At 64.4% G+C, this 6,308-nt stretch carries 5 protein-coding genes; all 5 read left to right on the top strand.

Translation table 11 applies throughout. From position 1 onward, the window contains the following. Window positions 1-535 precede the first annotated feature (535 nt). The 5 genes from NZM16_RS01765 (at window position 536) to NZM16_RS01745 (ending at window position 5,442) form a co-directional block, all read left to right on the top strand. Window positions 536-1,312 (top strand): ABC transporter permease, encoded by a 777-nt coding sequence (locus NZM16_RS01765; RefSeq protein WP_295451379.1) that lies wholly within the window; start codon window positions 536-538, stop codon window positions 1,310-1,312. A 147-nt stretch (window positions 1,313-1,459) separates the two neighbouring features. After that, on the top strand, window positions 1,460-2,470 hold the full coding sequence (locus NZM16_RS01760) for an ABC transporter substrate-binding protein (protein WP_295451376.1): 1,011 nt from the start codon (window positions 1,460-1,462) through the stop codon (window positions 2,468-2,470). After that, window positions 2,467-3,237: an ABC transporter ATP-binding protein gene (locus NZM16_RS01755; protein WP_295451374.1), complete on the top strand. Its 771-nt coding sequence runs from the start codon at window positions 2,467-2,469 to the stop codon at window positions 3,235-3,237. The genes NZM16_RS01760 and NZM16_RS01755 overlap by 4 nt, the downstream gene beginning before the upstream one ends. Before the next feature lie 355 nt (window positions 3,238-3,592). Continuing rightward, window positions 3,593-4,348, top strand: a complete 756-nt coding sequence (locus NZM16_RS01750) for a M23 family metallopeptidase (RefSeq protein ID WP_295451372.1) — start codon at window positions 3,593-3,595, stop codon at window positions 4,346-4,348. Further along, the gene (locus tag NZM16_RS01745; RefSeq protein WP_295478100.1) at window positions 4,345-5,442 is read left to right on the top strand and encodes a hypothetical protein; all 1,098 of its coding nucleotides are present in this window, start codon (window positions 4,345-4,347) and stop codon (window positions 5,440-5,442) included. The genes NZM16_RS01750 and NZM16_RS01745 overlap by 4 nt, the downstream gene beginning before the upstream one ends. Window positions 5,443-6,308: the final 866 nt, after the last annotated feature.

Genomic DNA, 6,308 nt, shown 5'->3' with positions numbered 1-6,308 from the left:
GTTCCCACGGCGCGCCGCGCGTGGCGAAAGGCGGATCCTGAAGGCGTTTGCGACGCTTTCGGGATGGTTATTCCACGCACGGTCCGGTGCCCGATTTTCCCTGCCCCCGGAGGTCGAACGGCCTTCGGGGGTTTTGCTTGCCGGCGCCCGGTGGGAAGCGAGGCCTGAAACATAGGGGTTCCCAGGCTTCGTCCCTGTTCCCTGCCCCGAAGGTCCACCCACCTTCGGGGCTTTTTGTTGTGAAGATACGGGGGGGATCGCCCCTCCTTCCCGAGACCCCGGGTCCTCAGGGAGGAGGACACCCGGGCACTGGGCCCTACCCGGAAATCGGGAGGGCCCTCCGCCCCAAGGAAGCCTGCCGCTTCGGGGATCGGAATCGCGCCGGCGGGAAGCCCGCTGAACCAGACGGGATGGTCCTACCCCTGCCGTTCCTCTCCCCGGTCTCCCGGGCAGTGGGGGGGAGCAGCGCCAGACGGGCTTTCCGCAGAATTCCTCAGTGGGCATCCTGGACAAGCGTCTCCAAAGGGAGCAGGAGATGTTCGGAAAAGCAACGGGATGGAGCGTCAGGGCTCGGAGCGCGCTCTGGCTGCCCCGCGTGGGGGCCGCGTTCCTCTTTGTTTTCCTCTGGAGCCTCCTGGTCCGCATCGGCGATTACCCGCCGTTCATCCTGCCCGGACCGGAACGGGTGGCCGCTCGGCTGTGGGCGCTGGCGGCGGAGGGAGCCCTCTGGCGCCACTGGTGGGCGACGGCCGTCGAGGTGGGATTGGGGCTGGGCCTGGGGGTCACCGTCGGCCTGGCCCTGGCGTATCCGCTGGCCCACTGGCGTCTGTTTGAGCGGATGGTGGCGCCGTATCTGGTGGCCTCCCAGGCGGTGCCCATCGTAGCGGTCGCGCCGTTGCTGATCATCTGGTTCGGCCCAGGGCTGCTCGCCCGCGTCCTGGTCAGCGCCCTGATCGCCTTCTTCCCGGTCCTGATTTCCGCCATCGCGGGCTTCCGCCAGGTGCCCCTGGAGTGGCGGGAGCTGTTCCGCAGCCTGCGGGCCACGCGGTGGCAGACCTTCTGGAAGCTGGAGTGGCCCGCGGCCCTCCCGGTGATCTTTGGAGGCCTGAAGATCAGCGCCACCCTCTCCGTGATCGGGGCGTTCGTGGGGGAGCTGATCAGCGCGGATCGAGGGATTGGTTTTCTGATCAAGCAGGGCCAGGGGCTGTATGATACCCCTCTGGTGTTCGGGGGGATCCTGCTCCTGGCCTCCCAGGCCCTGCTGCTCTACGGGGCGATCTCGATGCTGGAGCATCGATGGGCGCGGAGGTGAGCCAACGATGATGAAGCTACGCAGTTTCATCGAGGAAGGCAAATCGTCCCTCCCCGGTGTAACTCTTTCTGCTTTTTGCGGGCAGGAGAGGTGGGCCGCCCCCGAAAGGCCACCTGTTCCGAACGATATTTTCTCTGGAGGCGAACGATGCGCCATCGCTGGATACTCCCCGGTTTGCTCCTTGTCGCGCTGACGGCCTGTCAGGCGCTCGCCGGCCCCCCCGCGCCGGCCACTCCCACCCCGATCCGCCTGCCGATGGGATATATCGCCAACGTCCAGTTCGCCCCCTTCTACGTGGCGGTGGAGAAAGGCTACTTCGCTCAGGAAGGGATCGAGCTCTCATTTGATTACAGCTTCGAGACCAACGGGGTGCAGCTGGTGGGGGCCGGGCAACTGCCCTTCGCCCTGGTCAGCGGCGAGCAGGTCCCTCTCGCACGAGCCCAGGGACTCCCCGTGGTGATGATCGCCCAGTGGTATCAGCGATATCCGATTGCGGTCTTCGCCCTGGCAGAGAAGGGGATCCGAACTCCTCAGGATCTGCGGGGTCGGAAGGTGGGCCTTCCCGGGTTCTTCGGGGCTTCGTATGTGGGGTTTAAGGCGCTGCTTTACGCTTCCGGTTTGCGCGACGAGGAGGTGGAAGCGGTAGACCTGGGGGGCTTCACCCAGGTGGCGGCGGTGAAGGAGGGCAAGGTGGATGCCGCGGTGGGCTACATCAACAACGAGCCCCTGGTCCTGCGGCGAGCGGGTCTCGCTGTAAATGTCATCGACGTTGCAGATCACACCGCCCTGGTCGGCAATGGCATCCTGACCAACGAGCGGACGATCCGGGATCATCCGGACCTGGTGCGACGATTCCTGCGGGCGTTCCTGCGAGGATTGCGGGATACGTTGCGAGATCCGAAGGAGGCCTTCGAGATCAGCAAAAAATATGTGGAAGGATTGAGCGGCGAGAACGAGGCCGCTCAATGGGAAGTGCTGCAGGCCACGCTACCGTTGTGGCAGGCGGAGACGCCGGGCCGCTCGGATCTGCGGGCATGGCAGGAGATGGTGACTGTGCTCGTGCGGATGGGTCAGCTGAAGGAGCCGGGGGACATCCCGGCGATGTTTACCAATGCGTTCGTGGAGGAGCTCTGGCCACTGGTGGAGCGAGGGCGATGACCGATCGGCCGATCCTGTCCGCGCATCGGATCACGCACATCTATCCCACCCCTCGGGGCGAGATCCTGGCGCTGCGGGAGGTCTCATTGACGTTGCAGCCTGGGGAGTTCGTCTGCCTGGTGGGGCCTTCAGGATGCGGGAAGACCACGCTGTTGCGCATCCTGGCCGGTCTGCTTCCTCCCACCCGGGGAGAAGTCTGGCTGGGGGAACAACCCCTGCGGGGGCCGGATCGGCGGGTCGGGATCGTATTCCAGAAGGATTCGCTGTTGCCCTGGCGGACGGCGATGGAGAATGTGCGGCTGCCGCTGGAGCTGAGCGGCTGGCCCAGGCCGGAGGCGGCGGGCCGGGCGCAGGCGCTGCTGGAACAGGTGGGGCTGCAAGGCTTTGAACACGCCTATCCCCGGGAGCTCTCCGGCGGCATGCAACAGCGGGTGGCCCTGGCCCGGGCCCTGGCCGCGGATCCGGAGATCCTGCTCCTGGATGAACCCTTTGCCACCCTGGATGCCATCACCCGGGAGCGATTAAATGAGGTTCTGGTGGAATTATGGGAACGGCAGCGCAAGACGGTGCTGATGGTCACCCATGATGTCCAGGAAGCGGCCTGGCTGGCGGATCGCGTCCTAATCATGAGCCCGCGGCCGGGCACCATCGTTGCCGAGATTCATATCCCATTCCCCCGCCCCCGGGGTGCCGATCGCTGGTCCCACCCGGCTTTCCTTCAGACCATCTGGGCCATCCGGCAGGCGCTGGGGAATGGAGGGGGATAGGCGTTCACGAAGGATCTCATCCCAGGTTCATGGTCCGTGCGACTGGGGCCTGGTTTGACTCTGCAGGGCCTCAAAGTCCGCTCTCGTTCCAGGCTTCCGCGCCCCCTTCTTCTCCTAGTTCTTCATGCCCTCTGTGAAGAGAAAACAAAAGATTCCAGGAGATTGGGGGCTCACTGGGGCTTATTGCATGGTCCCTTCCCACGGCCCAGAGGGCCGTTCGCCAAATTCTCAGAATTTTCTCAGGGTGATAGGAGACAGTTAACATAAACGCAACGCGCCATTTGAGCTGATTCGCCTCTTCTTCGACTGAATGACTTTCCCATCTCAAGGCCTCAGGGAAAGGAGAATCGCTCTGATGAAAAGAACAATCGGCCTCCGCGCGGAAAAGGGATGGCTACCGATGCTCGCCGTAGCCACGGCGGGGGCTTTCCTGGCGCTGCCGATCCCGCCGCAACCTGCCCCCTCCCAGGTGGCCTTCCAGGCCTCTACGGAACGGCCCTTTGGACTGCCCTTTGCGGAGCCACCCGGACCGGACACCTGGTTGATGGTTCAGCCTTATGGGAACACGGTGGGCGCCTTCCGTCAGCGAAACACCACCTATCGGGCCGGCCAGGGGCTGCACTTCGGTATCGACTTCGCCGCGCGGTGCGGAACCCCGGTGGTAGCGATCGGCGATGGAGTGGTCCGCAAGGTGGATGCAATGGTCCATGGCGCCGGACCGCACAATCTGATGATCGATCACCCCAACGGCTACGCCTCCTTCTACGGCCATCTCCTGGAGCGCCCCGCGCTCTCCCCGGGGCAGCCGGTGCGTCGTGGCCAGGTGGTCGGGAAAGTGGGGGATCCGGATGGCACCTGCCGCTCCCGTCCCCATCTGCATCTGGAGATCCGGGACGCCCCGGGCCATCGTCGGGCCTACAACCCGGTGCTGCTGATCGAGGCCGACTGGGATTCCCTGGCTCTGATCGGCGGGTTCAGCCGGGGTTTCCAGCGGGATCTGGCGGACCCCCGCCGATGGCAGTTCCTGGACGACCAGCCGGAGGTGATCTTCGGTGGACCTCTGCTGAATAACTTCGCGGATCCCTGGCCGCCGGAATGGAGGGCCCCATGAGGCACCTCGGATGGGTTCTTCTACTGGCGGGACTGGTCACTGTCGGTTGCGGAAACTCCCGTCTGTCCGCCGCGCCGGTCGCTTCCACCCCATCCGCATCGCCCACGCCAGAGCCTACGGCGAGGATCCCGGTGCCGACGCCAGTGCCCTCTCCCTCGCCAACTCCTGGCCCACGCCTCCGGCCGCTGACCAGCAACGGATGCTGCGTCCAACCCTTCTGGTCGCCGGATGGACAAGAAATCTGGTTCCTGGACCGACCCCGCCCGGACGCTCCCGTCGGCATCTGGGGCATTTCCCGGACGGGGGGAGCCCCCCGCCTGGTGACGACCCGGCTGGGCGTTTTCTCGCCGGATTATCGGCGACGGGCCTATCCGGAGGGGGGCCAGACGATCATCGAGGACCTGAAGACAGGAGAACGATGGATCGCGCCGAACGGGGGGCGTGCGGTGGTCTTTTCCCCGGATGGAGAATGGATCGCCTGGGAGGTGAGCGCCGGCGAGGCTCCGAGCTTGGACCGGCGGGTCACCACCCTGTGGATTTCACGGGTGGATGGCCGGGAGGCGCGCCCGGTGCTCCAGCTGGTGGGCGGGGGGTTCTCTGGATGGTTCCCAGATGGGCGTCGAGCGCTGGTGATCACCCGCGAGACATCCGGAGCAGATCCCTTCCTGGCAGTGGTGAATTTGCAGGATGGGTCCCTGCGGCCGATCGCCCGGGGGCAACGCTTGCGCGGCGCCCAGATCTCCCCAGCGGGCGGCTGGGTGGCCTATCAAAGCCTGTTCGCCGTAGACCCAGCTCAAAATGGACTTTGGGTGGTGCGGGCTGATGGGACCGAAAGCCGGCGGCTTTCCGTGTTCGGCGCTTACCGATGGCGGAGCGAGGGACGCCTGCTGGTGATCCCTCTGGAGCCCGGGGCGCCCAGCCATCGTGTCCTGGAGATCGATGCCGCTACTGGGGCGGTCCGCCCCCTCACCGATCCGTCCGCCCTACGTTTCCGCATCGCTGGGGGGGATTGGGCCCTCTCCCCGGACGGGCGCCGGATTGTCTTTGTCTCGGCAATGGATCGGAACCTGTGGCTCCTGGAGTTGCCTGAATAATCGGCATCGAAAGCCGCTCGGGATCCAACTGCCCCAATCCGGGATCCCTAATGACGGCCCATCCGATGGGGCCCAGTCAGTGGGGTCCCGGGGAAACCCCGGGCCTACCGGATTCGCAAAGAGGATGATCGGCGCCGGCGGACGGATTTCCTTGATCTCTCATCATCGGTGCCGCTGAGGTTGGAACACGAGCGCGTCGCACAAGGCATCCAAGGTTAGGGGCGGATTGTGAAGGTGCAACCTGCCCCGCCCTAAGATCCCATCGAGAAGAGCCAGCGGCATCTTTTTTCTTGGGCGCTTTCTTCGAGCGCAGGCCGCCTCTGGTAGTCCGTGTCTTCAAGCGGGCCCCAAAATCCTTATCCGCCCAGCATAAGGCCATCCATCGAATGGCAACTGGAGCTGGAAGGCTAGCTCCTTCCCCACCGTTTCGCAATGCAGATCAGCATCCTCCTCCCGGACTCAGAGGGCGGACCATGAACAAAAAGAGCAGATCGGTCGACAAGCAAACACAACCCAATGGAGATCACCCCGGGTTGGCAAAAAACCAAAAATCTTTTCTTAAACCCCTGAATGCTCTGTCCAGTTATAGACTGGGGATTTGGGGAACCGAAGCCCATCTGGAAAGCCATGGCCCCCCCAAAAAATCTTTCGAGGGTGGTGCGGGGGACCTTTGCCCCTCGCACCGCCCCCGACTCCCCAAATGAAAAATAGACGAGCGCTGAATCTCCATGGGCTCTTTTAGATCTCCGCGATTCCGGTTATGATGGATAGGCCAATATCCAACTTGATGGGGAGGTCGCCCGCGAATGCCCGGACCGTCATGGCGTTATGGGGACCTGATCCTAGTGGCGGGTTCTGGCCATCCG

Source organism: Thermoflexus sp. (genome assembly GCF_025055495.1).
Lineage (GTDB): Bacteria > Chloroflexota > Anaerolineae > Thermoflexales > Thermoflexaceae > Thermoflexus.
The sequence above is the reverse complement of the archived record's forward strand: the minus strand, read 5'-3'. Positions and strand labels throughout refer to the sequence as shown.